This window comes from Schaalia odontolytica, assembly GCF_031191545.1.
Lineage (GTDB): Bacteria > Actinomycetota > Actinomycetes > Actinomycetales > Actinomycetaceae > Pauljensenia > Pauljensenia odontolytica.
Genome location: NZ_CP133472.1, coordinates 523635 through 548535, shown reverse-complemented (window position 1 = coordinate 548535; position 24901 = coordinate 523635). Strand labels below are relative to the sequence as shown.

The following is a 24901-nucleotide window of genomic DNA, read 5'->3' as shown; positions in this document are numbered from 1 at the left end:
TCACGTTTGGGATGTGTTGCGAAAAGGCGTATCACTGGAGTTAACAGCGCGGCCAACCCGGCCGCGACCGGCCAGATGAAGGCCCCTCGGGGCCGCGTTGAAAGGACACTCCAATGGCAGATATGCCCCGCATCCTCGACTGCTCCGTCACCGACTGCTCTTACAACAAGGAGAAGAACTGCGCAGCCGCCGCGATCACCGTCGGCTACTCCTCCTCCTGCACGACCTTCATCCCGCTGACCGTCAAGGGCGGCCTCGCCAAGGCCGAAACCTTCGTCGGCGCCTGCCAGAAGGCCGACTGCGCGCACAACAACGCCCTCGAGTGCACCGCCGCCTCCATCTCGGTCGGTGCGGGCACCGCGGACTGCCTCTCCTACGAGGCGCGCTGAGTCTCACTCATCGAACGAGGCCGTGGCTGGGGAAACCCGCCGCGGCCTCGTCGTGCGTGCAACGGGGGAGCGGGCCTCGCCCGCCCTCGCCTGCCCTCTCGGCGGAGCGACAGTCAGCGCGCTTCGGCTGAGCGCACCCGCAGCGTCGGGTGAGGGCTCAGGCCCCGCTGGCCGTTCCAAATGAGGTTCACGACGTGGGCGGCGACCTCGTCCTTCTTCATGCGTCGATCGTCCAGCCACCACTGGCCGACCTGGGCGATGAGGCCGACAAGCATCTGCGCGTACAGGGGAGACCAGGTGGCGTCGAAGTCCGATCGCTTGAACTGTTCGGCGATGATGTGCTCGACGCTGGTCGCCACGTCGCCCATGACGGAGGAGAAAGACCCCGCAGCGCGGTCCGATGGGGCGTCGCGCACGAGCACGCGGAAGCCGTCCGTGTTGCGCTCGATGTAGTCGAGCAGGCCCAGGGTTGCGTTCTCCAAGATGAGGCGCGGCCGCTCCGAAGACTCCAACGAGGACTGGAGGGAGGAGATGAGCGCCTGCACCTCGCGATCGACGACGACCGCGTACAGGCCCTCCTTGCCCCCGAAGTGCTCGTAGACGACCGGCTTGGAGACCTTCGCGCGGGAGGCGATCTCCTCGACGCTGGTCGCGCCGAAGCCCTTCTCGGCGAACAGCGAACGTCCCACCGACACCAGCTGCTCGCGGCGCGCGAAGCCGCTCATTCGTGTCCTCTTCTCAGCCATGACCCCAGTATCACACGAGGCCTCGGCGAAGCAGCGCCAGGACCGAACAGCGGGCGGGGGTCCGCGTTTGAAAGCGCGTGCGGGGTGCGGGTATCATCACGGTGGACGCATTCCGCCTTGGTGTAACGGCAGCACAGAGGTTTTTGGTGCCTTTAGTCTAGGTTCGAATCCTAGGGGCGGAGCGACCGGTCCCGATGGGACCGCAGACCCCGAGGAGGAACATGTCTCGCCCCGCCGCCGTCATCGTCCTGGCCGCAGGTCAGGGAACGCGCATGAAATCGGCCCTCCCGAAGGTCGTCCACCCCCTGTCCGGCCTGTCCATGATCGGACACGCCCTGCGCGCAGCCCACGGCCTTGACCCTCAGCATCTGGTCGCCGTTGTGCGCCACCAGCGCGACGTCGTCGCCGCGGAGATCACGCGCGTCCTACCCGGCGCGATCATCGCCGACCAGGACGAGATCCCCGGCACCGGCCGCGCCGTCCAGTGCGGCCTCGAGGCGCTCGATAAGGCTGTCGAGCCCGTGTGCGGCACCATCGTCGTCACCTACGGCGATGTGCCCCTCCTGTCCACTGGCACCCTGGCCGAGCTTGTCGCCACCCACGAGGGTGCGGGTCACGCCGTGACCGTCCTGACCTCGCGCGTCGAGGATCCCACCGGCTACGGGCGCATCATCCGCGATTCCTCGGGCACGGTCACCGCGATCGTCGAGCAGCGCGATGCCACGCCCGAGCAGGCCGCGATCAACGAGATCAACGCGGGCATCTACGCCTTTGACGCGGACTTCCTGCGCGCCTCCCTGGCTTCGCTGGGGACCGACAACGATCAGGGCGAGGTCTACCTGACCGACGTCCTGGCCGCCGCGGCCCCCGCCGGGCGCAGCGCCGGTGCCCTCGAACTCACCGACCACTGGCAGAGCGCGGGTGCGAACGACCGCGTCCAGCTGGCCGAGCTCGGTGCCGAGATGAACCGCCGCATCTGCGAGGCTCATATGCGCGCCGGCGTGACGATCGTCGACCCGGCCTCCACTTGGATTGATATCGACGTCGCGGTCGGCGCCGATACCACCATCTACCCCGGCACCTGCCTGCGGGGGACAACCGTCGTTGGGACCGGCTGTGAAATCGGTCCTAGCGCCACGCTGATTGATGCGGAAATTGGGGACCGCGCTGCGGTCCCCACCGCGTGGATCGGTCAGGGCTGCGTCGCAGCCGATACGATGGTTACGCCATATAGCACCATCGGCACATTGATCGCGGCGCCCCGCGCCTGATCCAACACAAGGAGAGACAACCGCATGAGCGGACTGGTGACCACCGGAGAGAAGAACCTCGTCCTCGTTTCTGGACGAGCTCACATGGATCTGGCTCACGCTGTGGGCGAGGAAATCGGATGTGGGGTCTCGCCGGTGACGGCCTACGACTTCGCCTCCGGCGAGATTTACGTGCGCTTCAACGAGTCCGTTCGTGGCGCCGACGTGTTCGTCCTGCAGTCCATCGAGGGCGACATCAACAAGTGGATCATGGAGCAGCTCATCATGATTGACGCTGCCAAGCGCGCTTCCGCCAAGCGCATCACCGTGGTTGCTCCCTTCTACCCGTACTCGCGCCAGGACAAGAAGCACCAGGGACGCGAGCCCATCTCCGCGCGCCTCATGGCTGACCTGTACCGGGCAGCCGGTGCCGACCGCATCATGAGCGTCGACCTGCACGCCTCGCAGGAACAGGGCTTCTTCGATGGCCCGGTCGACCACCTCTTCGCCATGCCGGTCCTCGTGGACTACGTGCGCGGTCGCGTCGACCTGACCAACACCGCCATCGTCTCCCCGGACGCGGGCCGCATTCGTGTCGCCGAGAAGTGGTCGAAGAAGCTGGGCGGCGCGCCCTTGGCCTTCGTCCACAAGACCCGCGACACCACCCGCCCCAACGTCGCCGTCGCGAACCGCGTCGTCGGCGAGGTCGCAGGCAAGGAATGTGTCCTCGTTGACGACATGATCGACACCGCAGGCACGATCACCGAGGCGATCAACGTCCTCAACAATGCCGGTGCCAAGAAGGTCATCGTCGTTGCCACGCACGGCATCCTCTCCGACCCCGCCGCGAAGCGCCTCTCCGAATCCGGCGCAGCCGAAGTCGTCGTCACCGATACCCTCCCGATCCCCGTTGAGAAGCGCTTCGAGCAGCTCACCGTCCTTTCCATCGCACCTCTCCTGGCTCGCGCGATCCACGAGGTCTTCGAAGACGGTTCGGTCACATCGCTCTTTAACTGAGCGGCTCCCGCTTCACATCCGCCCTCGCCGTGGGGTAACCTATTGGGGTTGCTCCGGCGAGGGCGGATCCGTATCCGCCGTTATCGACAGGGCCTGAATCGAAATGCCTCGCGTTTCCTTCACTCTGCCGACACCGACGCCGGACCTGAGAAACGAAGGAAAACACATGAGCGACAACCCCGTCCTGCTTGCCGAAGAGCGTTCCGAGTTCGGTAAGGGTGCTGCCCGCCGCGCCCGCCGCGCCGGCAAGGTTCCCACGGTCCTGTACGGCCACGGTCAAGACCCCCGTCACCTTGACGTTCCCGGCCACGATCTGTTCCTGATCGTCCGCGGCACCAAGAACGCCCTCGTCGAGCTCAAGATCGACGGCAAGACCCAGCTTGCCCTCGTCAAGGACGTTCAGGTTCACCCCGTGCGCCGCGACATCCTGCACGCCGACTTCCAGGCCGTCAAGGCCGGCGAGAAGGTCGACGTCGAGGTCGCCCTCGTCGTCACCGGCGAGTCCGCTCCCGGCACCGTCCACTCCGTCGAGGAGTTCACCATCCTGGTGAAGGCCCCCGCTACCTCCATCCCCGAGAGCCTCGAAGTCTCCATCGAAGGCCTCGAGGCCGGTGCCGCCGTGCGCGTCTCCGACCTGACGCTGCCCGCCGGCGTTGAGGTCGAGCTCGATCCCGAGACGGTCATCGTCGCCGTCCAGGAAGCCGCCGCTGAAGAGTCCGAGGAAGCCGACGAGGCTCCCGCCGAGGGCGACGCCGAGTGACACTCGCGTAGCAGACGCTTTCCACGAGGGGGCGAGGCCAGTGCCTCGCCCCCTCGTCGTATCTGCGATACTGAGGACATGAGTGAGCTCCACGTGATCATCCCCGCCGGCGGCGCTGGCACCCGCCTGTGGCCGCTGTCGCGGCGCCGCCGCCCCAAGTTCCTCCTCGACCTGGCTGGTACGGGCCGAACCCTCCTACAGGGCACGGTGGACCGCCTGGAGGAGTCGGCCTCGTCGGTCACGATCGTGACCGGAGCGGCGCACCGCGACGGCGTGCTCGACCAGCTTCCCGAGTTCGCCTCGTCTCAGGAGCGCACCCTCCTCATCGAGCCGTCGGGCCGCGATTCCATGGCCGCGATCGGCCTGGCCGCCTACGTCGTGCGCGAGCGCTTCGGCGACGACGCGATCGTCGGCTCCTTTGCGGCCGACCACCTGATCGCCCGCCCCGAGCTGCTGCGCGCCGCCGTCGAGACCGCGATCGGTGCGGCGCGCGATGGCTACGTCGTGACGATCGGCCTGACGCCAACCGAGGCTTCGACCGCCTACGGCTACATCGCGCCGGGGGGCGCCCTGGCGGACGAGGCTGGGGCCGGTGACGCTGAGCGCGGTGCCCGCAGGGTGGCGGAGTTTGTGGAGAAGCCGGATGCCGAGACCGCGTCCCGCTACGTGGCGGCGGGCTATCTGTGGAACGCAGGAATGTTCATCGTGTCGGCGGGCGTGCTCGCCTCTCACCTGGCCCGCCTGCTGCCCGACATGCACGCACGCCTGGAGACCATCGCGCGCGCGTGGGATACTCCCACGTTCGACGAGGTGCTCGCGCGGAACTGGCCGCACCTGACGAAGATCGCGATCGATCATGCGATCGCCGAACCCGTCGCAGCCGACGGGGGAGTGGCCGTCGTTCCCGCGCACGCCGAGCTGGGGTGGACGGACCTGGGCGACTTCGATGCCCTCACCGGCATCGTCGCGCAGGGCGGCAACCTGGGCGAGGCGCTGCGGGTCGACTCCGAGGGCGCTGCCGTCTTCGGAAGCCTCGGCGAGGACAGCCCTCTCGTCGCCCTCGTGGGCGTGCCCGACGTGGCCGTTACGCTGACCCCCGACGCGATCCTCGTGACCCGCCGAGACCGCGCGCAGTCGGTCAAGGCCGTCGTCGATCAGCTCGCCGACCAGGGGCGCTCAGACCTGCTCTGACCCCTCCCCGAGGAACGTGCTGAAGTGGCTTCCGACAAGGGGCTTTGGCCTCGCCACGCGCTGTTCGCTCTCGGGTGAGGTGCGCCGCCCCGCCCTTCGCCTACGGGTGCCAGGCTGGTAGCGTGATGAACAGCAAGAAGCCCCGACGAAAGGCATCACACGTGAACAAGCGGACCGTCGCCGCCCTCGCAATCACCGCGACCGCGGCCTCCTTGGCCCTTGGAGCTTGCTCGACTACGCCCGCCGCCACCCCCGCCGACTCCGCAAAGGTCTGCGCAGCCATCTCCGGCGTCCGCGGTGACGCCGCCGCGGATCCCGTCGCGACCGCGCTCGCGGGTGCCGCCGCCGACGCGTCGGTGCCCTTTGAGGCGGCCAGCGGCGAGGACGCACCGGCCTCGCTCGTGGAATCCGGATGCACGCTGATCGTGGGGACGGACTCGACTATGGCCGCCTCCGTGTCCGAGGCCGCTCGCAACACCTCGAAGGTTCGTTTCGCCCTCGTGGGTGCCTCCTTCGTGGACGGCAAGGGTGCCGCGACCTCCCTGAAGAACGGTTCCATCGTCGACGTGGAGGCCTCGCAGGCCGCCTACCTGGCCGGCTACGCCGCTGCGGGTATGACGACCACGGGCACGCTCGCCGTCATCGGCGGGGCGCGTGAGAACGTCACCAGCTCGCAGATGTCCGCGTTCTCGCAGGGGGTGGACGCATACAACCTGGCAAATGGCACGTCGATCAGCGTGCTGGGATGGAACCCTGTGACGAACGACGGTACGTTCGTGGGCAGCGCCGACGATGCGCGCACGGCTGGCGCCGACGCGATCTCGAAGGGAGCAGATATCATCGCCCCCTTCGCGGGTGAGGCGAACGAGGGCGTGGCACGCGCCGTCACCGAGGCCGCAAACCCGGCCGTGCGCCTCGTCTGGTCGGGCCTGACGAAGGCCGACCTGAAGGGGTTGACCCGTGACGAGGCGCAGTCTGCGGACAGCGTTGCGATGTCCGGCCAGTCCGGAGCGGCGGTGTCGGTGCAGGTGGACACGCAGTCCTTCGCGGACGCTTTCAGCTACATCCAGATCTCCGACGAGGTCCGTTCCACCATCGGCGCTCCCGTGCTGACCGGCATCGTCGTGGACTACGCGGCCGCGATGGAGACGCTCATCGCCCACGCTAACGCTGGCGAAAAGGCCTCAGTCGTGCCGGTGTCGCTGGCCTCGGGCGACGTGATCCTCACCGGCTTCGGTGCCTACACGCCGATGCTCTCCTCCGACCTGAAGCTGGGCCTGTCCGACATGGCCGGCCAGATCGAAACCGGTGGCATGGTCATCTCCACGCCCTTTGACGTGTGAGTTGATAGCTCCGACAGCTGTGCCCCGGGTGACGCGATGCGTTCCCGGGGCACGGCTGCTTGTTCTCAGGCTCCCAGCACAGCCAACGCCGCGCCCGCGCACAGGGCATCCGCGTCGAGCACGAACGCCGGGTCTACGCAGTACAAGCCGGCGCCCGTGGGGGCTGCGGGGGAGGTCGCGATCGCGTCGGCGAGCACGGATTGCACCTGCTCGTCGGGTAGCGATGCGCTCAGCGTGCGCCCGTCCGTGGAAACGACCAGAGAGAGCCCGGCGTCCTCCTCGGCGATCGGCACGCCCAGGCGCGCCAGGAGCGTCGCCAGCAGCCCCGACGCCTCGTCGACTGAGACGGAGACCGGGCGCGCGCCCGAAACCTCCAGAGACGCGATGTGAGAGGCGCAGCGATCCACGTATGCGCCGATCATGCCCTCGCCGACGCACTCCCAGCCCTCCTCGGCGCGGGGCACGGAAGCCTCGTCGCCGCAGTTGGCCACCGCCTCGTCGATGAGGGCGAGCTCGGCGTCGGGGGCCAGCGACCCCTCGCGCGAGCGATCAATCGCGCGCCCACCCAGGTAGACGAGCGCCTCGCCTGAGGCCCTCACGTAGACGGCACCATCGGCCATCACCATGCGTACGGAGAACGCCGTCAGGGGAGCGGGGAGTGCTCGCGGCATGAGCAGAGCGTGCCCGCCACAGGCTTCGATGATTGCCGCACCATCGCGGGCCAGGTCCTGGTTCTGAGGGGCTTCGTAGCCGATTATCAGGCGGAAACGCCCGCCGGTACGCGTGGACAAGAAAGAAGCGATACCCGCAAACAGCAACGGGCTAGCACAGCGTGTCATGTGCTGAGAGTAACACTATGGGGGTCTGCCGCAAAAATCAGTATCAGGGACGAGGCCCGGGTGCTTGCGCGGCCAGCAGCGCACAGACGCGGGTGGGGGAGCCCACCGCTATCCTGGAGGCATCCACGAAGGAGGAGCCATGCAGCTGACGGACGTGATGGATGCGGTGGAGCTGACGCGCCAGATGATCGACATTCCCTCGGTGTCGGGGGATGAAGGGCCCTTGGCCGATGCGGTTGAGGCCGTCCTGCGCGACGCTGGATTCGGATCGCTTCCTGCCCTGGAGATCCTGCGCGACGGGGACGCCGTGTGCGCGCGGACCCGGCTCGGTCTGTCGCAGCGCGTCGTTCTCGCCGGGCACCTCGACACCGTGCCCATCGCGGACAACGTTCCCGGTCGATACGAGGATCGCGACGGGGTTGCGGTCCTGTGGGGGCGCGGCGCGGTCGACATGCTCGGCGGGTGCGCCGCGGCCCTCGCGCTTGCCCGCGAGGCCGGGGAGGCCATCCGAGGAGGCGACGAGGCCGCGCTGAGCGTCGACGTCACCTGGATCTTCTACGACCACGAGGAAGTCGCCTCCCACCTCAATGGCCTGGGACGCGTCCATCGCAACCACCCCGAGTGGCTGGCGGGAGATCTGGCGCTGCTGGGCGAACCCACTGCCGCTCACGTGGAAGGCGGCTGTAACGGCACGCTGCGTGTCATCGCGCACTTCCCGGGGCGCGCCGCGCACTCGGCACGCGCCTGGATGGGCGACAATGCGATCCATGCGATGGCTCCCGTCATCGAGCGCATCGCCGCCCACGGCAACCCCGTCGTCACGGTCGATGGGTTGGAATTCCGCGAATCCCTGTCGGTCGTGCGCGTCGAGGGCGGCATCGCCAACAACGTGATTCCCGAAGCCGCCTCGATGAGCGTCAACTATCGTTTCGCCCCCTCGATGCGCGCCGATGAGGCCTTGGACAAGGTGCGTGAGCTGTTCGAGGGGACGGCGGCCAGGATCGATGTCGACGACCTGTGCGAAGGGGCGCGGCCCGGTGCCGACTCGCCCCTGGCTGAGCGCTTCCTGGCCGTCGCCCGCTCCGTGGCCCGGGCGCAGGGACGTGAGCTTCAGCTCAGCGCTAAGGTCGGGTGGACCGACGTCGCGCGCTTCAGTGAGGCCGGCGTGCCCGCCATGAATTTCGGCCCCGGCGACCCCCTGCTGGCGCATACGCGCGACGAGCACACGCCGGTATCGGATATTGTCAGAGTGCACGACACGCTGCGCGCGTTCGTGCTCGCATCGGTCGGCGACGCAGCCGACATTCATCAGGAGGCGTGACCTTGACCAAGTCGACGAACACCTACCGTCGTGGATCCGTCGTTCTGCGCGGGGACCAGATCCCGCGCCTGACGGCTGACGCGTCCCTGCTGCAGCCCGACCAAAGCGCTGACTGGAAGCACGAGGACCCGTGGCGTGTCCTGCGTATCCAGTCCGAGTTCGTCGAGGGATTCGAGGCCCTCTCGGAGGTCGGCCCCGCCATCTCCGTTTTCGGGTCCGCTCGTACGCGCCCCGATGATCCCCTCTATGAGTGCGCTCAGCGCATTGGTCAGCTTCTTGTGAGCCGCGGTTACGCGGTGGTGACGGGCGGTGGTCCGGGCATGATGGAGGCGGCAAACCGCGGTGCGTGGGAGGCCGGTGGTACGTCCGTGGGCCTGGGCATCGAGCTTCCTCACGAACAGGGCATGAATCAGTGGGTGAACCTTGGCGTGAACTTCCGCTACTTCTTCGCCCGCAAGACGATGTTCGTCAAGTATTCCCAGGGTTTCATCGTGATGCCCGGCGGGTTCGGCACGATGGATGAGCTCTTCGAGTCGGCGACTCTCGTGCAAACGGGGAAGATTCGTTCCTTCCCCCTGATTCTTGTGGGAACTGACTACTGGTCGGGTCTTGTCGATTGGATTCGCTCCTCGATGGTCGAGGACGGAATGATTTCTCCCGACGATGTGGAGCTGCTTCATGTCGTTGATGACCCGGAGGAAGCTGTTCGTCTCGCGACGGGTACCCGCTAGTTAGTTCTTCTTTCTAAAGGGTATTTCGTCGCTCAAAATGCTGGGATAGGAGCCTCAATTGATCGGGTGGTCTATTGTCTGTTGATTTCTCTTTGCGAGCTGTTGAGGAAAGAAAGCGCACATCCGGTAAAATGGGGATGTTACCCCGCCGGAGTAGGCGCGGGCATAACTCTGAGAAGGAGTATAGACATGGCAGCAATGAAGCCCCGCACGGGGGATGGACCCCTGGAGGTCAGTGCTGAAGGTCGTGGCATCGTCATGCGGATCCCCACGGAAGGGGGCGGGCGTCTCGTCATCGAGATGAGTCCGGACGAAGCTGCGGAACTCGCCGGAGCGCTCGGCGCGGCCATCTGATCGCAAGCAGAAGCGGTGGGACAGGAAAGCCTGTCCCACCGCTTCTGTGCGTCGAGGGGTACTCAGCGCTTGACCGCGACCGCCAGGCCATCGCCGACGGGCAGCAGGGCGGGCACGAACTCATCGGAGTCGCGCAGGTAGTTGACGACCTCCCGGGCGACCACGGTGTGCGCGTCACGGCGAGCGGGATCCGCGACCTGATCGCGCCACAGGGCGTGCACGAAGGCAATGGTGCCGCCGGGACGCAGGATACGAACCGCGTGATCGAGATACTGCGGCGTCTCTTCCAGGTCGCCGTCCAAGACGACCATGTCGTAGCCGCGGGCAGCCATGCGCGGCAGGACGTCAAGGGCGCGCCCGGCGATGAGGCGCGTGCGGTGAGAGGACAGTCCCGCTGCAGCGAAGTTGCGGCGCGCGTGGCCAAGGAGTTCGGACTCGGAATCGATCGTCGTCAGGACTCCGTCGGGAACCATACCGTCGAGGATCCACAGGCCGGACACGCCCGCACCGGTGCCGATCTCCAAGACAGCGCGGGCCCCCGACACGGCGGCAAGCATGCGCAGGGCAGCACCCGTGCCGGGGGAGACGGCAGTGGCACCCATTTCGGTGGCGACAGCGCGAGCGGCAGTCAGCGCGTCGCTTTCCGCCACGTAGTCCTCGGTGTACACCCACGTCTGGGCCTTGTCCGCCATCGCCGTATCCTCACTCGTGTTTGATCGCCTGGGTGAGGTGCGCACACGCGTTTGGCCCCTCCCCACGCCTCAGGGTACAGGCGGCGTGACCTCGGGGCGCGGTGGCACTCCGATTGCGGGCGAAAACCGCGCGCGACAAGCAGATGAAGCCCCGGCCTCGTCGATGGGGACGAGGCCGGGGCGAAGCCGCGTGGGCTCAGTGCTGAATGGGGGAGACCCCGAGGGGGCGTCCTGCCAGTCCGCGGTTCGTGGCGGACAGCTGCTTGGCGAGGGCCGAGAGTTCCTCGGCTGCGGGGCCCGAAGCGACGGCGACGGGTTCGCCGCGATCGCCGCCCTCGCGCAGCGCGATGTCGAGGGGCACCTGGGCCAGGAGCGGCACGGAGTAGCCGAGCTGGGCGGTCAGGCGCTGCGAGACAGACTCGCCGCCGCCAGCACCGAAGATCTCGAGGCGAGAGCCGTCGGGTTGGGGCAGGAAGGACATGTTCTCGACGACGCCGATGACCTTCTGGTTCGTCTGGGAGGCGATGGAACCGGCGCGCTCAGCGACCTCGGCGGCGGCAACCTGCGGGGTCGTCACGACGAGGATCTCCGAGTTGGGCAGCAGCTGCGCGATCGAGATCGCGACGTCGCCCGTGCCCGGAGGCATGTCGATGAGCAGGACGTCCAGGTCGCCCCAGAACACGTCCGCAAGGAACTGCTGGAGGGCGCGGTGGAGCATGGGGCCGCGCCAGATGACGGCCTGGCCGTCGGGCACGAACATGCCGATCGAGATGACCTTGACGCCGCCGGCACCCACCGGCGGGATCATCATGCCGTCGATGACCTGCGGGTCGTGGGCCACGCCGAGCATGCGCGGGATCGAGAAACCGTAGATGTCGGCGTCCATGACGCCGACCTTGAGGCCCTGAGCGGCCAGCGCAGCGGCCAGGTTCGCGGTCATGGAGGACTTGCCGACGCCGCCCTTCCCGGAGGTGACGGCGATGACGCGTGTGAGGGAGTCGGGGCGGGAGAAGGGGATCTCTCGCTCGGGACGACCGCCGTTGAGCTTCTCGCGCAGCGCCTTCTTCTGTTCGTCGTCCATGACACCCATCTCGACGGAGACGCTCTTGACGCCCTCGAGGGCGCTCACACGCTCGGTGACGTCCTGGGTGATCTGGGTGCGCAGGGGGCATCCGGCGGTGGTGAGAAGGACCTTGACGGCGACGGAGGAGCCGTCGATCGTGACCAGGTCGGGGGTCACCATGTTGAGGTCGGTGATGGGGCGGCGGATCTCTGGGTCGATGACCTGGCCGAGAGCCTCCATGACGGAATCAAGCGTGACTGGCATGGACTCCACTCTAGTGGCCGCCGTGCCCATCTTCTAGGGGACGAAAGGCACCGTCGCGCCCGTGCCCGGCGTCGTCCTCCGTCTGTCTCGACGAGGTGCTGGCGGCGTCCGCGGCGATCTCGGCTCGCAGGTCTTCGAGCATGTCGCGCAGTTCGGATCGCACGAAGTCGCGCGTCGCGACGTCCTGGAGCGCCAGGCGCAGGCCCGCGATCTCCCGGGCGAGGTACTCGGTGTCGGCGAGGTTACGCTCCGCGCGAAGGCGGTCCTGCTCGGCAACGACGCGGTCGCGGGCATCCTGGCGGTTCTGCGCAAGCATAATCAGCGGGGCCGAGTACGAGGCCTGGGTCGAGAACGCGAGGTTCAATAGGATGAAGGGGTAGGGGTCCCACGCGGCTTCCTCGCTGATGCTGGCGAGCATCAGGTTCGCCGTGATCCATGCGATGACGAAGATCGTCATGTACAGGACGAACTTCGGGGAGCCCATGAAGCGTGCGGTGGCCTCCGCGAAGCGGCCGAAACCGTCGCCGCTACCGGAGGAGCGGCGGAAGAACCACCGACGCTTGTCGATCGGGTTGTCCAGGCGATCAGCCATCGATGCTCCTTGCCATCATGCGGTCGGTCACGTCGTCGTCGAAGTCTCGCCAGTCCTCGGGCAGCAGCTCGTCGAGGACGTCGTCGACAGAGACGGCACCGTGCAGGTGCCCGTCCTCGTCAACGACGGGCAGGACCGTCAGGTTGTAGGTTGCCAGCAGACGCGTCACGGTCGCGATGTGCGCGTTGGGTTCCACGGCTTCGATGTCGCGGTCCAGGATCGTGCCAAGCAGCGTCTGCGGGGGTTCACGCAGCGCGCGCTGAATGTGGACCATGCCCAAATACTGGCCGGTCGGTGTCTCCTGCGGCGGGCGGGCGATGAAAGCTACCGTCGCGAGAGAGGCCGGAATGTCCTCGCGGCGAACGGCCGCGAGCATCTGGGCGACGGTCGCATTGGGGCCGAAAATGACCGGCTCGGTTGTCATGAGCGAACCGGCGGTCGACTCGTCGTAGGTCATGAGTCGACGCACGTCCTCGGCCTCTTCGGGCTCCATGAGGGCCAGCAGGGACTGCGCCTGAGCATCGGGTAGCTCGCCGACGAGGTCAGCCGCGTCGTCGGGCTGCATGACGTCGAGAACGTCGGCGGCTCGCGTGGCCGACAGGCCGGAGACGATCGCGATGCGGTCGTCGTTGCCCAGTTCCTCGAGCACGTCGGCGAGACGCGCGTCCGTGAGCTGCTGGGCGACCGCCATCTTACGATCCTGAGGCAGGCTGTGGATGAAGTCAGCCAGGTCCGCCGGGCGCATGTCTTCGGTGTACTGCACGAGCGCGGTCGCGGCCTGGTTGGAATCTGTCTTGAGCAGGCCGGATACCTCGGACACGTCCACCGTGAGGGTCTCACCGCTGCGCGTGAAACCGAGGGAAGAAGTGCGCACGCGCTGGACGTGCAGCGTGGAGATCACCCAGTCCTTGGGGCGGCGCTGACGCATCGCGACGTCGAGGATGCGCACCTGACCGGAACCGTCGTTCATGGTGACGACGCGGTCGAAGAGCTCAGAGACAACGAGCGTCTCGATCGGACGCTGCGTGAAGGAGCGGATGTTGAGCAGGCCCGTTGTGATGACGGAACCGGATTCGATGGCGGTGACGCGGGTGAGCGGCAGGAAGACGCGCTTACGCGGGCCGACCTCGACGACGAAGCCGATGACGTTGGCTTCGGATTTCAGCCGAAAGATGACAACGACATCGTGAATCTTGCCGACCTGGTCGCCCAAAGGGTCAAAAACACTGGTGCCAGCGAGCTTTCCGATGTAGACGCGCCTGCCCTTGGTGCCTAGTTCAATAGATGCAATGCTCACACAATCATCTTAGGCTGTTGACAAAGAAAGAGTAACGACGAGCCGGTCGCCGCATGAACAATGCGTTCCATGCCACCGAGGCCGTGACGAAGGAGAGAAAATGGCTGTCGCGATGGACCCGCAGATGCCCACAGGTACGGAGGTTGCCTCCTACCAGACGTACGCACAGGCGCGCGCGGCCGTCGATTTCCTGTCGGACAGCGGCTTTGACATCTCGTCGATCACGATCGTGGGCCAGGATCTGCACCTGGTTGAGAGGGTGGCGGGGCGCATGACGATCGCCCGCGCCTCGATGTCCGGCGCGTCGAGCGGCGCCCTGTGGGGGGCCCTGGCCGGCATGCTCATGTCCGCCGGACAGAATGCGGGTGGCACAGGGGGATGGGTCGTGGGCGGCATCGTCGTCGGTGCGCTGGCGGGCATGGCCCTGTCCGCCCTGGCTTTCATCATCCGGGGCCGCAGCCGCGACTTAGTGTCCTCCCAGCAGGTCGTCGCCCTGCGCTACGCGGTCCTCGCCTCGGCAGACATCGATCGCGCCTACCAGCTCCTGCAGCGCACCCCCGGCAACCGGGCGCGTGCCCAGCGCCCGCGCGCCGAGGAACAACGCCCGAAGAAGGATTCCGTCGGATTCTTCCCCGATGGTCGTCCTCGTTTTGGCGCTGCGACGAAGGACGGCGAGGTCCCGACCGGATCGACTCCCAGCCAGGAGGCCGAGGCAGCATCCCCGACGACGTCTCAGGCGGGGGCACCGGACGCCGCCGCGACCCCCACCCCCGTTGACGATGCCTCCGCACACGAGGAAGCCCCGGCCTCGTCCCCCGAAAAGGACCAGACCGAGGCCTAACCTCAGCGTCGCAGCGCGGCTCAGCGGGACTGAACGCGGGCGATCCACTCCTCGACGTCCGCGATCGTGCGCGGGATGTCCTCGGAGATGCGCGTGACGGTACCGTCGCCGCCCACGACCACGTCGTCCTCGATGCGCACGCCGATCCCGCGGTACTCCTCGGGGATGAGCAGGTCGTCGGCGCGGAAGTACAGGCCGGGCTCGATCGTGAAGACCATGCCCGGCTCGAGCAGCGCGCCCTTGTAGAGCTCGTCTCGCGCCTTCGCACAGTCGTGCACGTCCAGGCCCAGGTGGTGGCTGGTGCCGTGTGGCATCCAACGGCGGTGTTGCTGGCCCTCGGGGGCGAGGGACTCTTCCGGGGTGACGGGCAGGATGCCCCACTCGTGCAGGCGCGTGGCGATGACGCGCATGGCCGCGTCGTGCACGTCCTTGAAGCGGCAGCCCGGCTCGCTGGCGCGGGCCAGGGCGGCCTCGCACGCGTCGAGGACGGCCTGGTAGACGCGCGCCTGGACCTCGGTGAAGCGACCGTTGACGGGCAGGGTGCGCGTGATGTCGGCGGTGTAGAGGGAATCGACCTCGACGCCGGCGTCGACGAGCACCAGGTCCCCTTCGCGCACCACGCCATCGTTGTCGATCCAGTGCAGGGTATTCGCGTGGTTGCCCGACGCGGCGATGGTTTCGTAGCCTTCGCCGTTGCCCTCTTCTCGGGCGACCGCTCGGAATGCGCCCTCAATGACGCGCTCGCCACGGCGGTGGCCGACGGCGCGAGGCAGGATACGGATGATGTCCTCGAAGCCGGCCTTGGTCACCTCGACGGCTCGCACCATCTCCTCGAGCTCGAACGCATCCTTGGTCAGGCGGATCTCAGACAGGCGTTCCTCGAGACGTTCGTCGTCTTCGCGGGCCTCCTCGCCTGCGGGCAGCCCGGCCTGGGAACGCACCTCGTTCACCATCGCCTCGACGTTGGCGTCAACGCCGCGCACGATGCGCAGCTGCACGGTCCCGGCGTCCTTCGCCAGCGCGTCGCGCAGCGTGTCGATGTGGCGGGTCTCCAGGCCGGTCTGTGCGCTGAGCTCCTCAAGCGAGGGGCGCGCGCCCACCCAAAACTCGCCGTAGCGGGCGTCCGCGTAAAACTCCTTGGAGGAACGCGAGGCGCGGGGCTTGAAGAAGAGCAGGGGAGTGTGGGTGCCATCGTCGTTCGGCTCGAGCACCAGGACCGTGTCAGGTTCCTTCTCGCCGCCCAGGCCCGACAGGTGCGCGAAGGCGGAGTGCGCGCGGAAACGATAGTCGCAGTCGTTCGAGCGGACCTTGTAAGGGCCTGCGGGGACGACGAGGCGCTCGCCCGGAAACGGGGCACCGGCCTTGAGGGTGCGGTCATTGAGGAAATCGGCGACGCGTTCGCGCGCGGGAAGCTCGGTGGGACGAGGTCCCCAACCGGAGCCGATGAAGTCGCGGAACGCGGAAGACTGGGGCTGGCGGGAGCGGTTATCCCCGCGATCGGACATGGACTGTGTAGCTTCTTCACTCATGGGCGCTATTCTACGCACGCGTTGTGCGCTGATGGGCGCGAAAGACATGACAAACCCCGGCCTCGTTCCCAGGTGGCGCGCTTCGCGCCAGGGACGAGGCCGGGGCTGGGTCAGGTGGAAGAGGCTCAGTCCTGAAGGGTGAGCTCTCCCGCGATGGAGCGATCCATCCACCGCGCGAAGTCCGCGCCGCGCTTGCCCTGCGAGAGCAGGAAAACGGTCTTGGCGTAGAGTGCCTCGAGCGTCATGTCGTGCGCGCCGATCGCGCCCAGCCGAGCCAGGGCGTTGCCTGCCTCGTAGTGGCCGAGCATCACCTCGGCCTGATAGCACTGGGAGGCGACGATGATCGGGACCTCGGCCTGGGCGAGTTCCGTGAGGGCGTCGACGAAACCAGGCTCGGAGGCGGGGATGTTACCCACGCCGAAGGTGCGCAGGATGACCGCGTCCGGGTGGGGCGTTGTCATCGCCCGCAGTCGCGCGGCACTCATGCCGGGAACCACGTCGATGACCGCGATATCCTGGCGCGTGTAGGGGCTGGGATGGGCCAACCCTGCTCCCGTACTCGGAGCGCCGTACCAACGCCACGGGGCGCCAGTGCGCGCCATGGGGGACACCGAGGGGGACTCGAAACCGCGGAAGGCCCACGACGAGGTCTTGGTGGCTCGATTGCCCGCCAGGAGCTTGTGCCCGAAGAACAGCATGACCCCCTGCGCGTGATGCGACATCGCGGCGCGCAAGGCGCCCGTGACGTTCGCCGACGCGTCCGACCCCACGACGCCGAGCGGGTACTGGGAGCCGGTCAAAACGACCGGCTTTCCCATGTCCGCCAGCGCGTAGGACAGCGCCGCGGCCGAGTAAGCCATCGTGTCCGTGCCGTGCAGAACCAGGAAGGCGTCGGCCGTCTCGGCGTGCGCGTTGATGTCATCGATGATGGCCTGCCAGTCCTCGGGGGTGGCCTCCGAGGAGTCGATGAGCGGGTCCAGCGTCGACATCGAGATGTTCGACGCCAGCTCGATGCCGTGAAGCTGGGAGCCGAACCAACCCTGCAGGTCCGCGCCGGGGCGCAGGCCATCGGGGGAGTCGACCATGCCGATGGTGCCGCCGGCATACGTGACGTGAAGACGCACGATCTGTCCTCTCTTTCGCTCAGTCGCCCGAGACCAGTGTTTCCTCGCCCTGCAGGGAGGTGGCAGCCTCGTCGGTCAGATTACCGACGCGTCCGCGCACGTAGTACCAGCCGGCGACCATAAGGACGACGACCACTGCGAAGAGCGCGAGGGTCCAGCGGCCCGACTCGGAGGTCACGTTGGATGCCACGACGACCGCGAAGAAGAGCAGTGCCAGATAGTTCGTGTAGGGGGCGCCTGGCATGCGGAACTCGGGACGCTGAGCCTTGCCGCGCTTGACCTTGCGCAGGAACGCCAGATGCGAGATGAGGATCATCGCCCAGGTGCCGGCGATGCCGATGCCCGCCAGATCCATGACGATGTTGAAAGCCTTCTCCGGGACGAAAGCGTTAATGAGAACGCCCAGCAGGCCCAGCGATGCGGTGATGATGATGCCGCCGTAGGGAACGTGGTTCTTGTTGAGGCGAGCCGCGTAGCGCGGGCCTTCGCCCACGAGCGCCATCGAACGCAGCGTGCGGCCGGTCGCGTACAGGCCGGCGTTGAGCGAGGAAAGAGCAGCGGTGAGGACGACGACCTGGATAATGTCGCCCGCGTGGGGAACACCCAGGCCCGAGAAGAACGTCGTGAAGGGAGACTCGTTCGACGAGTAGGCGTTGTAGGGCAGAGCAAAGGCGAACAAAACGACGGAGCCAACGTAGAAGAAGAAGATGCGCACGACCATCGAGTTGATGGCCTTGGGCAGGATTCTCGCCGCATCCTTGGCCTCGCCGGCCGCGACGCCCACCATCTCGGTGCCGCCGAACGCGAAGACGACGCCGAGCGTGAGCGCGAAGACCGGGCTCAGACCCTCGGGGAACCAACCGCCGGACTCGGAGATGTTGTGGAGGCCCGCGGTGTACTCGCCGACGTGAGCCTGGGTGATGATCGCCCAGATGGCGACGCCCATGAAGATGAGGATCGTCGCGACCTTGATCATCGCGAACCAGAACTCTGCCTCGCCGAAGGCCTTGACGCTCATCATGTTGAGGACGAAGACCAGGGCGAGCGCGACGAGGGCGATGACCCACTGCGGGACGGACTCGAACATCGACCAGTAGTGCATGTACAGCGCCACCGCGGTGATATCGGCCATGACCGTGACCGCCCAGTCCAGGAAGAAGAACCAGCCGGTGACGAACGCGCCCTTCTCGCCCAGAAACTCGCGGGCGTAGGACACGAATGCGCCCGAGGAGGGACGGCGCACGGCGAGCTCGCCGAGGGCGCGGACCATCAGGAACGCGAAGACGCCACACACCGCGTAGGCGAAGGCCAGCGCGGGGCCGCCCTGGGCCAGGCGGCCGCCGGCACCCAGGAACAGGCCGGTGCCGATCGAGCCGCCGATGGCGATCATCTGAATGTGACGGTTCTTGAGAGCCTTGTTATACCCGGCATCTCCCGCGTCAGTCGCGGTAGACACCCGGGTCTGATCGTTGTCAGACACGCGCGTACTCCAATCGGTGTTGAGGAGGCCAAAGGGCCGTGTGCTGCCAGTTTCCTACAGTCGAAAGCTCGTCGCCGCAGCGCGGATGGTGCTCACGTCGGATGGTGACGAGGCGAGAGGACGCGCAGAAAACACCGTCAAGTCCGGCAACAATCGGGTTTTGTGGAAGCCGAGTGGCGCTCGCGGAGGCTCGTCACTCGAGCGGTTGTGTGATGGGATTAATGGGGTAATCTCAGATGGTGAAGCGAATCGACCCCCACACTCATAGCGCGTATTCCGACGGGACGGATACGCCCGCGCAGCTCCTGGCTATCGCCGCCCAGGCCGGGCTGGATGCCATCGCGCTGACGGACCACGACACGACGACCGGATGGGACGAGGCCGTGGCCGCCGTCGCGGACACCGGCGTGAGCCTCATCCGGGGCGCTGAAGTGTCGTGCGCGTCCTCGGGGATCACCGTTCACCTGCTGGCCTACCTCTTTGATCCAGCCAGCCCCAGCCTCGTCGAGATTTTCCGCAGGACACGCGAGGACCGCCAGACTCGTGCCCTGCGCATGGTCGAGAAACTGTCGGTGGACTATCCGATCGCGTGGGAGGACGTGCTCGGCTTCGCGCCCGAGGGCGGCCCCGTGGGGCGCCCTCACATCGCCGACGCGCTCGTCGCCGCAGGTGCCTTCCCCGACCGTAGCGCAGCCTTCGTCGAGGCCCTGCACCCGTCGAGTCCCTACTACGTGTGCCACTGGGCACCGGATCCGGTCGAGGCAGTGCGCTGCGTGCGCGAGGCCGGGGGAGTGCCCGTCCTGGCTCATCCCCGGGCACGCAAGCGCCAGCGCCTGCTGCCCGAGGCCGTCATCGCCGACATGGCGGCGGCCGGACTCTTCGGGATCGAGCGCGACCATCGCGACCACGGGCCCGAAGACCGCGCCGACGTGGAGCGCATGGCAGCCGAGATGGGCCTGGCGATCTTCGGCTCTTCCGACTACCACGGTGCCGGTAAGCCGAACCGCATCGGCGAGAACACGACGGACCCGAAGGTGATCGCCGAGGTCGTCGCGCAGGGGCGCATCGAGGTGGTCGAGCCGTGAGCCTGTTCGACGTCACGCTTTTTGCGACCGCCTTCGCGACGCTGACGGTCATCATGGACCCGGTCGGCACCGTGCCGATCTTCCTGGGGCTGACCTCGCGCTACTCTCAGGTCAAGCAGCGCAGGGCAGCGATCCAGGCGACATCCGTGTCCTTCGGCGTCATCCTGACCTTCGCGATCCTGGGCGGGCAGATCCTGCGCTTCCTGCACATTTCGATGGAGGCCCTTCAGCTCTCCGGCGGCGTCCTGCTCTTCCTCGTCGCCATGGAGCTCCTCATGGGCACCGACTCATCGACACCAGACACGGGGGACGAGGGCGTGAATGTCGCGCTCGTGCCGCTGGGTACTCCGCTCTTGGCGGGCCCCGGCTCGATCGTCGCCGTCATGGTGGCCGTCGGACAGGCCGGCACGAACGTGGGCTCGTGGATCGCAGTCATCGTCGCCGTGATCCTGGCGCACGTCGTCATGTGGCTGACTATGCGCTTCTCGCTGGCGCTCTCGCGTTTCCTCGGGCCCGGCGGCATCATGCTGCTGACAAAGATCTCCGGTCTGCTGCTGGCCGCCATTGCGACACAACTCATCATGGAGGGAATCTTCCAGTTCATTGCGACCGCGAAGCTGTCCTGACCTCGCCACCGTTTGTGTTCGGCGAGGCTGTTGGAAGGTCGGCGACAGAGTGTGTGCGACTCGCCAGAGCGAAGTTGACGGAAATTTGTGCGCAATGGTCAGGAAGTGTTGTAGGGTGGGTGAGAAAGCTGTGACGCGACACAGCCCAAACCTGTCAGGGTCACGCATTCGTCCCTCACCACACCTGTTCCAGGAGAAACAATGAAGAAGACGACCTCGTCTCTGCTTTCCGCGACCGCGGCCCTCGGCCTGATCGCCGCTTCGGCCGGCGTTGCTTTCGCCTCCGAGCCCGCCCCGGATCAGTCCGCGAACCCGGATCCGGCCCCCACCGCCGCCCCGACCACCGCTCCGGCCCCCGGCAACGGCGCGGACAACAACGATGCCCCGCGGCCTGATCCCCAGCCCACGGGCATGCCCCAGCCGCCGAGCACGCCGGATCCGGAGCCTACCCAGGACCCGCAGCCGAGCCAGCCTGAGCCCTCGACCCCCGCTGCTGACCAGGCTCCCGCCGCCGATCAGGCTGGCGCTGGCGCCGCCTCCGGCCCCGTCGGCAACGCTGGCGTGTCCACCCGCGGTCAGATTGCGACCGGCAACGGCCCGGCCCCCGTCTCCGCACGTGGCGGCATCCGCAACACGAACGCTCCGGCCTCTGCTGGATCCGAGGGTGGGGCTGCCCCGACCCTGGCGAACACCGGTTCTGCCGCGTCGATCGCTGCCGGTGTCGGCGTTATCGCCCTGGCTGGTGGCGTGACCCTCGTGGTCGCTCGCAAGCGCCACTGAGGCGTCATCGCTCGAGAAGCATCGCGGGCCCGCTCGATCAGAGCGGGCCCGCGTTTTATCCAGTTTGCGCAGATCGAGCGCCGTTTGTGCACAAATGTGCATTCCAGAACCTCGAATTTGCAATGAAAAATAGCCATTTCGCCTTGAACTGATGCGTGCGTCACAGGCACAATGGAACTACCGAAAGTCACCATGAATTGAGCCCTCATGTTGAACCGGTGATGGAAAGTGGCACCGCTCCATCGAGGGGTGCCACTTTCCTGTTTATGCGTCCCTGCGGAGCGTGCCCCCCGCAGGGACGCACCTTGCGGGGGACAAGCTGCCCCCAGACAACTGTTGGGGTGGCCGCTGTCAGTTATATGAGAACCTAAGAGTGCGGATGCTGACCGTGTTCGCTTGTGAGCCGGCAGCATGCTGGAGTGTGGTGAAAGCTGGTGCAGGTCGGGATCTTGTGGCCGGTGTCCGTCGGTGTCAACCTGGGTCTTTGGTCTTAGAGTCAATGTGGCTGGTGTACTCCGTCACGTGGCTTGGGGTGGGGTTTCTCCCAGACCCGTGTCAGCGCAGGGAATCGTGGTGGTTAATCGCTACCCTCTAGAATTGAGGCCAGCCCCGCCCTGGGGCGCTCGCCCCCGCGGCGGGCATGGCGCAGTTACAAAAAAGGAAATCGTATGACGCTGGATCTGACGCAGTCGCTGCCCTCTCATGTGCGCGCGACCTCTGGACGCCCCGTTGAAGATTCGACCCTGATGGAGGTGTGGCAGGGTCTGTCCGCCGCAATCGTCGATCAGATCGCCGATAACTGGGCCGCCACCACCGAGCGTTACGCCAAGGGCCGTCAGGAACACTACTTCTCCGCCGAGTTCCTCATGGGCCGAGCCCTGCTCAACAACCTGTCGAACCTCGGCCTCGTCGAGCAGGCTCGCGAAGCCCTCGCGGCCTACGGCCTCGACCTCGGCCAGGTCCTCGAAGAGGAGCCCGATGCTGCCCTCGGTAACGGTGGCCTCGGTCGCCTCGCCGCGTGCTTCCTCGACTCCTGCGCCACCCTCGACCTGCCCGTGCGCGGCTACGGCATCCTGTACCGCTACGGCCTGTTCAAGCAGCTCTTCGACAACGGCTTCCAGACCGAGCACCCCGACCCGTGGATGGAAGAGGGATACCCCTTCGTCATTCGCCGCGAAGAGCGCGCACGCATCGTCTCCTACGCCGACCTGACCGTTCGCGCCGTCCCCTACGACATCGCGATCACCGGCTACGGCACCAAGAACGTGGGCACCCTGCGCCTGTGGAAGGCTGAGCCGATCGAGGAATTCGACTACGACGCCTTCAACTCCCAGCGCTTCACCGACGCCATCGTCGACCGTGAGCGCACCATGGACATCTCCCGCGTCCTGTACCCCAACGACACCACGTTCGAGGGCAAGGTCCTGCGCGTGCGCCAGCAGTACTTCTTCTGCTCCGCCTCCCTGCAGGAAATCGTCGCCAACTACGTGCGTCACCACGGCACCGACCTCAACGGCTTTGCCGAGTTCAACGCTGTCCAGCTCAACGACACCCACCCGGTCCTCGCCATCCCCGAGCTCATGCGCATCCTCATGGACGAGCACGGCCTCGGCTGGGAAGAGGCCTGGAAGGTCGTCTCTAAGACCTTCGCGTACACGAACCACACGGTTCTCGCCGAGGCCCTGGAGACCTGGGACATCCACATCTTCGAGCGCCTGTTCCCGCGCATCACCGAGATCGTCCGCGAGATCGACCGCCGCTTCCGCATCGACATGGCTGAGCGTGGCCTCGACCAGGGCACGATCGATTACATGGCCCCCGTCGCCGGCAATACCGTGCGCATGGCCTGGATCGCCTGCTACGGCTCCTACTCCATCAATGGCGTCGCCGCCCTCCACACGGAGATCATCAAGCGTGACACCCTGAAGGAGTGGCACGCCATCTGGCCCGAGCGCTTCAACAACAAGACCAACGGCGTGACCCCGCGACGCTGGCTCAAGCAGTGCAACCCCCGCCTGGCCACCCTCCTCGACGAGGTCACCGGCTCCGACGCGTGGGTCCGTGACCTCACCGAGCTCGCCAAGTTTACCGAGGCCGGCACCGACGAGGTCCTGCAGCGCCTTGCCGACATCAAGCGCGCCAACAAGGTCGACTTCGCGGCGTGGGTCAAGGAGCGCGAGGGTGTCGAGATCGACCCCGATGCGATCTTCGACGTCCAGATCAAGCGCCTGCACGAGTACAAGCGTCAGCTGCTCAATGCCTTCTACGTCCTGGACCTGTACTTCCGCATGAAGGATGACCCGACGCTGGACACCTCCAACCGCGTGTTCATCTTCGGTGCGAAGGCCGCCCCTGGCTACATCCGTGCGAAGGCCATCATCAAGCTCATCAATGCCATCGGCGAGCTGGTGAACAACGATGAGGATATCAAGGGCCGCATCAAGGTTGTCTTCGTCCACAACTACAACGTTTCGCCTGCGGAGCACATCATCCCCGCCGCCGACGTCTCCGAGCAGATCTCGATGGCCGGCAAGGAGGCCTCGGGCACGTCCAACATGAAGTTCATGATGAACGGTGCCCTCACCCTGGGTACCCTCGACGGCGCGAACGTCGAGATTCTCGAGGCCGTGGGCGACGAGAACGCTTACATCTTCGGCGCGACCGACGATGAGCTGCCCGAGCTGCGTCGCCACTACGACCCCCGTTGGCACTACGAGAACGTCCCCGGCCTCAAGCGCGTCATTGATGCCCTGACCGACGGCACGCTCAACGACAACAATTCCGGCTGGTTCCACGACGTGCGCCACTCGATCCTTGAGGGCGGCTACGACCCCGCCGACGTGTACTACGTGCTGGGTGACTTCGCTGCGTACCGCGAGACCAAGGATCGTATGGCCGCGGATTACCGCGACCAGAAGGCCTGGAACCGCCGCGTGTGGGCGAACATCTCTCGCTCCGGCCGTTTCTCCTCCGACCGCACGATCTCCGACTACGCTCGCGAGGTCTGGCACATCGAGGGTGAGCCGATCGCCTGACGCATTCGCGTAGGGAAGGGCCCGGAACCGCACGGTTCCGGGCCCTTCCTGTGTGTCGGGAGTGCGCATCGGTATTGGCGCGCGACCCAACTGTATTAGTGGGTTGACACAATTCTGGATCTGTGTCATTGTATTAGTGTATTAATACAGAAAGACAGGAGGGAGGCGTCGATGCGTATCGATGACACCCGCCCCATCTGGATCCAACTCGCCGATTCCTTCAGATCCCGCATCACGAACGGGACCTGGAAGCCGGGAGAGAAGATCCCATCCGTCCGCGACCTCGCCATCGAGGCCGGGACGAACCCCAATACCGTCCAACGAGCCCTCGCCGCCCTCGATGATGAAGGGCTCACGATCCCCAAGCGAACCGCCGGACGTTTCGTCGCCACCGACGACGCCGCCCTGCGTGCCCTGCGCAGGGACGACGCGCGCGCCGCAGCAGACGCTTTCATCCGCGCCTGCCGCGCCCTCGGCGTCGATGTTGAAGGTGCCCACGGCCTCGTCGATGAACGCTGGAACGCGGACCTGTAAACCAGGAGGAAACACTCT

At 66.6% G+C, this 24901-nt stretch carries 24 protein-coding genes and 1 tRNA gene; 16 read left to right on the top strand and 9 right to left on the bottom strand.

Features of this window, described 5'->3' with window-relative positions; all coding sequences use genetic code 11:
- Positions 1–113: 113 nt before the first annotated feature.
- Positions 114–389 (top strand): DUF1540 domain-containing protein, encoded by a 276-nt coding sequence (locus RDV55_RS02375; RefSeq protein WP_048742619.1) that lies wholly within the window; start codon positions 114–116, stop codon positions 387–389.
- A gap of 113 nt (positions 390–502) precedes the next feature.
- On the opposite strand, the gene RDV55_RS02370 is transcribed toward RDV55_RS02375, so the two are convergent.
- Positions 503–1135: a TetR/AcrR family transcriptional regulator gene (locus RDV55_RS02370; RefSeq protein ID WP_111822711.1), complete on the bottom strand. Its 633-nt coding sequence runs from the start codon at positions 1133–1135 to the stop codon at positions 503–505.
- A gap of 111 nt (positions 1136–1246) precedes the next feature.
- Between RDV55_RS02370 and RDV55_RS02365 the strand changes: the two genes are divergently transcribed.
- The 6 genes from RDV55_RS02365 (at position 1247) to RDV55_RS02340 (ending at position 6696) form a co-directional block, all read left to right on the top strand.
- Positions 1247–1317, top strand: a tRNA-Gln gene (locus RDV55_RS02365).
- 39 nt (positions 1318–1356) lie between these two features.
- Positions 1357–2406 carry a bifunctional UDP-N-acetylglucosamine diphosphorylase/glucosamine-1-phosphate N-acetyltransferase GlmU gene (locus tag RDV55_RS02360; RefSeq protein WP_111822712.1) on the top strand — a complete coding sequence of 350 codons (1050 nt, stop codon included), beginning with the start codon at positions 1357–1359 and terminating at the stop codon, positions 2404–2406.
- 24 nt (positions 2407–2430) lie between these two features.
- Complete coding sequence (locus tag RDV55_RS02355) at positions 2431–3402, top strand: ribose-phosphate diphosphokinase (protein WP_111822713.1); 972 nt, start codon at positions 2431–2433, stop codon at positions 3400–3402.
- 166 nt (positions 3403–3568) lie between these two features.
- The gene (locus RDV55_RS02350; RefSeq protein ID WP_111822714.1) at positions 3569–4162 is read left to right on the top strand and encodes a 50S ribosomal protein L25/general stress protein Ctc; all 594 of its coding nucleotides are present in this window, start codon (positions 3569–3571) and stop codon (positions 4160–4162) included.
- Between the two features lie 78 nt (positions 4163–4240).
- On the top strand, positions 4241–5353 hold the full coding sequence (locus tag RDV55_RS02345) for a mannose-1-phosphate guanylyltransferase (RefSeq protein WP_111822715.1): 1113 nt from the start codon (positions 4241–4243) through the stop codon (positions 5351–5353).
- A 161-nt stretch (positions 5354–5514) separates the two neighbouring features.
- A complete protein-coding gene (locus tag RDV55_RS02340) occupies positions 5515–6696 on the top strand; it encodes a BMP family ABC transporter substrate-binding protein (protein WP_111822716.1) in 1182 nt (393 codons plus the stop codon).
- Positions 6697–6761: 65 nt separating this feature from the next.
- Here the strand turns inward: RDV55_RS02340 and RDV55_RS02335 are convergent, their stop codons facing one another.
- On the bottom strand, positions 6762–7535 hold the full coding sequence (locus tag RDV55_RS02335; protein WP_111822717.1) for a phosphomannomutase: 774 nt from the start codon (positions 7533–7535) through the stop codon (positions 6762–6764).
- A gap of 139 nt (positions 7536–7674) precedes the next feature.
- Between RDV55_RS02335 and dapE the strand changes: the two genes are divergently transcribed.
- The 3 genes from dapE (at position 7675) to RDV55_RS02320 (ending at position 9941) form a co-directional block, all read left to right on the top strand.
- Complete coding sequence (gene dapE, locus RDV55_RS02330; protein WP_111822718.1) at positions 7675–8856, top strand: succinyl-diaminopimelate desuccinylase; 1182 nt, start codon at positions 7675–7677, stop codon at positions 8854–8856.
- A gap of 2 nt (positions 8857–8858) precedes the next feature.
- On the top strand, positions 8859–9587 hold the full coding sequence (locus RDV55_RS02325) for an LOG family protein (RefSeq protein WP_111823110.1): 729 nt from the start codon (positions 8859–8861) through the stop codon (positions 9585–9587).
- A 189-nt stretch (positions 9588–9776) separates the two neighbouring features.
- On the top strand, positions 9777–9941 hold the full coding sequence (locus tag RDV55_RS02320) for a DUF3117 domain-containing protein (protein ID WP_111822719.1): 165 nt from the start codon (positions 9777–9779) through the stop codon (positions 9939–9941).
- Between the two features lie 62 nt (positions 9942–10003).
- Here the strand turns inward: RDV55_RS02320 and RDV55_RS02315 are convergent, their stop codons facing one another.
- From RDV55_RS02315 to RDV55_RS02300, 4 genes are all read right to left on the bottom strand, one after another.
- Positions 10004–10633: an O-methyltransferase gene (locus tag RDV55_RS02315; RefSeq protein ID WP_111822720.1), complete on the bottom strand. Its 630-nt coding sequence runs from the start codon at positions 10631–10633 to the stop codon at positions 10004–10006.
- 196 nt (positions 10634–10829) lie between these two features.
- Complete coding sequence (locus RDV55_RS02310) at positions 10830–11960, bottom strand: Mrp/NBP35 family ATP-binding protein (protein ID WP_111822721.1); 1131 nt, start codon at positions 11958–11960, stop codon at positions 10830–10832.
- A gap of 10 nt (positions 11961–11970) precedes the next feature.
- Positions 11971–12552: a DUF1003 domain-containing protein gene (locus tag RDV55_RS02305; RefSeq protein WP_111822722.1), complete on the bottom strand. Its 582-nt coding sequence runs from the start codon at positions 12550–12552 to the stop codon at positions 11971–11973.
- Positions 12545–13849 (bottom strand): magnesium transporter MgtE N-terminal domain-containing protein, encoded by a 1305-nt coding sequence (locus tag RDV55_RS02300; RefSeq protein ID WP_111822723.1) that lies wholly within the window; start codon positions 13847–13849, stop codon positions 12545–12547. Before RDV55_RS02300 ends, RDV55_RS02305 begins: the two co-directional genes overlap by 8 nt.
- A gap of 100 nt (positions 13850–13949) precedes the next feature.
- Here RDV55_RS02300 and RDV55_RS02295 point away from each other — a divergent pair, with 100 nt between their 5' ends.
- Positions 13950–14690 carry a YflT domain-containing protein gene (locus RDV55_RS02295; protein ID WP_111822724.1) on the top strand — a complete coding sequence of 247 codons (741 nt, stop codon included), beginning with the start codon at positions 13950–13952 and terminating at the stop codon, positions 14688–14690.
- A gap of 20 nt (positions 14691–14710) precedes the next feature.
- Here RDV55_RS02295 and RDV55_RS02290 read toward each other — a convergent pair whose 3' ends face one another.
- From RDV55_RS02290 to RDV55_RS02280, 3 genes are all read right to left on the bottom strand, one after another.
- Positions 14711–16219 carry an aminopeptidase P family protein gene (locus RDV55_RS02290; protein WP_111822725.1) on the bottom strand — a complete coding sequence of 503 codons (1509 nt, stop codon included), beginning with the start codon at positions 16217–16219 and terminating at the stop codon, positions 14711–14713.
- A gap of 125 nt (positions 16220–16344) precedes the next feature.
- A complete protein-coding gene (locus tag RDV55_RS02285; RefSeq protein WP_111822726.1) occupies positions 16345–17343 on the bottom strand; it encodes an asparaginase in 999 nt (332 codons plus the stop codon).
- 19 nt (positions 17344–17362) lie between these two features.
- Entirely contained in the window at positions 17363–18823 is a 1461-nt protein-coding gene (locus RDV55_RS02280; protein WP_111822727.1) for an amino acid permease, read from the bottom strand.
- A gap of 236 nt (positions 18824–19059) precedes the next feature.
- On the opposite strand from RDV55_RS02280, the gene RDV55_RS02275 reads away from it, so the two are divergent.
- The 5 genes from RDV55_RS02275 to RDV55_RS02255 all read left to right on the top strand — a co-directional run bounded on the left by RDV55_RS02275 (position 19060) and on the right by RDV55_RS02255 (position 24883).
- Positions 19060–19908 (top strand): PHP domain-containing protein, encoded by an 849-nt coding sequence (locus tag RDV55_RS02275; RefSeq protein ID WP_111822728.1) that lies wholly within the window; start codon positions 19060–19062, stop codon positions 19906–19908.
- Positions 19905–20534 (top strand): MarC family protein, encoded by a 630-nt coding sequence (locus RDV55_RS02270; RefSeq protein ID WP_111822729.1) that lies wholly within the window; start codon positions 19905–19907, stop codon positions 20532–20534. The genes RDV55_RS02275 and RDV55_RS02270 overlap by 4 nt, the downstream gene beginning before the upstream one ends.
- A 201-nt stretch (positions 20535–20735) precedes the next feature.
- The gene (locus RDV55_RS02265; protein ID WP_111822730.1) at positions 20736–21314 is read left to right on the top strand and encodes an LPXTG cell wall anchor domain-containing protein; all 579 of its coding nucleotides are present in this window, start codon (positions 20736–20738) and stop codon (positions 21312–21314) included.
- Positions 21315–21982: 668 nt separating this feature from the next.
- Entirely contained in the window at positions 21983–24349 is a 2367-nt protein-coding gene (locus RDV55_RS02260) for a glycogen/starch/alpha-glucan phosphorylase (protein WP_111822731.1), read from the top strand.
- Between the two features lie 171 nt (positions 24350–24520).
- Complete coding sequence (locus tag RDV55_RS02255; protein WP_111822732.1) at positions 24521–24883, top strand: GntR family transcriptional regulator; 363 nt, start codon at positions 24521–24523, stop codon at positions 24881–24883.
- The last annotated feature ends 18 nt before the right edge of the window (positions 24884–24901 follow it).